The following is a 3,780-nucleotide window of genomic DNA, read 5'->3' as shown; positions in this document are numbered from 1 at the left end:
ACCGGGTCCCGGCCGTGGCCGCGTGGTGAGCGGCCCAGGCGGGCCGGTGTCTCCGCGTTCGGGATCAGCGGCACCAACGCCCACGTCATCCTCGAGGAAGCTCCGGTCGAACAGGCTGAACAGCCCTCCGGCGAGCCGGACTCCACGGCCCTCACTCCATGGCTGTTGGCCGGACGCGACACCGAGAGCCTTCGCGCGCAGGCCGAGCGCCTCGCCGCGCACCTCCCGAGGAACCCGGCATCCCCGGCCGACCTCGGCTACTCGCTGGCCACCACCCGAGCCGTCCTGACCCACCGCGCCGTCGTCCTGGGAGCCGGACTCGACGAGCTGAGCAGGGGAGTGCGCGCCCTCGCCGACGGTGAGCGGCACCCGGCGGTCGTCACCGGACATGTGCTCAAGGGACGTACGGCGTGGATGTTCACCGGGCAGGGCAGCCAGCGGCCCGGCATGGGACGCGAACTCCACGACCGTTTCCCGGAGTTCCGTCGTGCACTGGACGAGGTCTGCGACCTCCTGGACGCCGAACTCGGCGCCGAGAACCCCGCTCACGTTCCCCTGCGCGAGCTCATGTTCACCGGCGAAGCGGAAACCCTGGCCCGCACCGGTTACGCCCAGCCCGCGCTCTTCGCCCTGCAAGTGGCTCTCGTAGCGCTTCTACGGTCCTGGGGCATGCGACCGGACTGCGTGCTCGGCCACTCCGTGGGCGAGTTCGCGGCGGCGTATGCGGCCGGGGTCTTCGAACTTCCGGACGCCGTACGGCTGGTGGCGGCCCGTGCCCGGTTGATGCAGGCCCTCCCGGAGGGCGGCGCGATGGCCGCGATCGAGGCCACCGAAGAGGAGGTTGCCGAGGCGCTGCACCCGGGCGTCACACCCGCCGCCGTGAACGGGCCGCGGTCCGTGGTCGTGTCGGGCACGGAGAGCGGCGTCGAGGCCATGCTCGCCGACTTCCGGGAGCGGGGACGCCGGGCGACCCGGCTGCGAGTCAGCCACGCCTTCCACTCACCATTGATGGACCCGATGCTCGCCGAGTTCACCACCGTGGCGGCCGGGATCAGCTACCGCACGCCGACCGTGCCCGCCGTCAGCACCCTCACCGGTGAGGCCCTGAGCGAGGGCGACTGGACCAGCCCCACGTACTGGATCGAGCAGGTCCGCCGTCCCGTGCGCTTCCACGACGCTCTCACCACCGCCACCGGCCCGCAGGGAGCCGGCAGGCTCCTGGAGATCGGCCCCGACCCTGTCCTCACCGCCCTCGCCCGGGAGGCCGGACACGCCGCCGCGGCCATCCTGCGCACCGGACAGCCGGAGCCGGAGGCCGTCCTGACCGCCGTTGCCGAGATGTACGTCCGTGGCGCCGACGTGCGTTGGTCCGCCCTCTTCGAGGGCACGGGCGCGCGGCAGGTGGAGCTGCCCACCTACGCGTTCCGTCGCGAGCGGTACTGGCTGCCCGACCATGCCGTCGCGGGGCGGGCCGCGGAGAGCGGCAGCGGCCCCGACGCCGTCGAGTCACGCTTCTGGGATCTCGTGGAGCGCGGCGAGGTCGACGCGCTCGCCGAGCGGCTGGGCGTGGCCGGGGACGATGCCCTCGACACCCTCGTCCCCGCCCTGTCGGCCTGGCGCCGGCAAGGGCGTCGGGACCTGGAGCAGGCGGCCCGCCGCTACCGCGTCCGCTGGCGGCCCGCCCGCCTCGCCGCCGACACCGACGCCGCCGTGCTCCCGGGCCGCTGGCTGGTGGCCACGGCCGACCCGGCCGGAGACGACATCGCGCGAGCCCTGCGCCGGGCCGGTGCCGAGGTCGACCTCATCACCGTCGGCGCCACCGACACCCGCACCGACCTCGCGGACCGTATCCGCGCCACCGGCCACGAGCCCACCCACGCCCTGGCCCTGGTGCCGTCGCCGGGTGCTGTACTCGCCCTGTGGCAGGCGCTGTCCGACACCGCCCCGGCCGCCCGCCTGTGGTGCGCCACCCGCTCCGCGCAGTCGGTCGGCGCCGGGGACACCCCGTCCCGGCCCGACGAGGCGGCCGTATGGGGCCTGGGACGCACGCTCGCCCTCGAACAGCCCGACCGCTGGGGCGGCCTCGTCGACCTGCCCGCGCACCCCGACCCCGACGAGCCGCAGCGCCTCGCGCGCCTGCTGGCCGCACCCGGCGACGAGGACCAACTCGCCCTGCGGCCCACCGGAATCCTCGCCGCCCGCCTCGTACGAGACACCGGCCGGAGCGGACAACCCGCCGCCAGGGGTGACCAGCCACAGGGCGCACGTTTCCACGGCACTGCCGTCGTCACCGGAGGCACCGGCGCGCTCGGCCGGCACATCGCGCACTGGCTCGTCGACCATGGCGCCGAGCACCTCGTCCTGGTTTCCCGGCGCGGCGCCGACGCCCCCGGCGCCCAGGAGTTGCGCGACGAGCTGACGGGACGCGGTGCCGAAGTCACCCTCGTCGCCTGCGACATCGCGGACCGCACCGCCCTCGCCGGCGTGCTGGACGCCCACCCTCCCACCGTCGTCGTCCACGCGGCGGGCATCCTCGACGACGGCCTCGCCGCCGACCTCACCCCCGAGCGGCTGGCGCGCGTCCTCGCCGCGAAGGCCGATGCCGCCCAGTATCTGCACGAACTCACCGCCGACCGCGCCCTCGACGCGTTCGTGCTGTTCTCGTCCACGGCCGGCGTCACCGGCAACGCCGGCCAGGCCGCCTACGCCGCCGCCAACGCCCGCCTCGACGCGCTGGCCCTGCACCGCCGGGGCCTCGGGCTGCCGGCCACCTCCGTGGCGTGGGGGCCCTGGGGCGGCGACGGCATGGCCGCCGACCCCGTCGTCACCACGCATCTGGCCCGGCTCGGCATCCGCCCCCTCGCCCCCGACACCGCCGTCGACGCGCTCCGGCGCATCCTCGACGACGACCGCACCTGCGTCACCGTCCTCGACGCAGACTGGGCCCGCTTCGCCGAGACCACCGCCTACGCCCAACACGGCTCACTCCTGCGCGAACTCACCTCGCCCGCACAGCAGGAGGCCACCGCCGCGGGCACCGAACGACCCGCCGCGAGCGGCGGCGAACTCGCGACGGCCCTGCACGGCCGCCCGTCCGCCGAACGCGAACGCCTCGTCCTCGCCCACGTACGGTCCACCGTCGCCGAGGTCCTCGGGCACAGCTCCGCCACCTCCATCGCCGCCGACCGCCCCTTCAGCGACCTGGGCTTCGACTCCCTCACCTCGGTGGAACTGCGCAACCGCCTCGGCGCCGCGACCGGGCTGCGTCTGCCCGCCACCCTCGTCTACGACCACCCCACCCCGGCCGCCCTCGCGACCCACATCCGCGCCCAACTCCCCGGCGAGGACACCCACGCCGAGCACCACGAAGCGAACTCGCGCTCCGACACCGGTGAGGCCCTCGATGACGACGCCGTCGCGATCGTGGGGATGGCCTGCCGTTTCCCGGGTGAGGTGGAGTCGCCGGACGAGTTGTGGGACTTGCTCGCGGCCGGCCGTGACGGTGTGACCTCGTTTCCCGAGGACCGTGGCTGGGACATCGAGCGCCTTTACCACCCCGACCCCGAGCACCAGGGGACCTCGTATGTGAATACGGGTGGGTTTGTGTCGGGGGTGGCGGAGTTTGATGCGGAGTTGTTCGGGATTTCGCCGCGTGAGGCGTTGGCGATGGATCCGCAGCAGCGGTTGTTGTTGGAGGTGTCGTGGGAGGCGTTGGAGCGCTCTGGTGTGGATCCGGTGTCGGTGCGGGGGTCGGTGTCGGGTGTGTTTGTGGGGACGAAT

At 74.1% G+C, this 3,780-nt stretch carries 1 protein-coding gene; it reads left to right on the top strand.

The window, feature by feature from the left end:
- The coding region (locus ACZ7NC_RS44800; protein ID WP_471498015.1) for an SDR family NAD(P)-dependent oxidoreductase at positions 1 to 3,780 on the top strand (3,780 nt) is incomplete at both ends.

This window comes from Streptomyces sp. NPDC111802 (assembly GCF_055634335.1).
The sequence above is the reverse complement of the archived record's forward strand: the minus strand, read 5'-3'. Positions and strand labels throughout refer to the sequence as shown.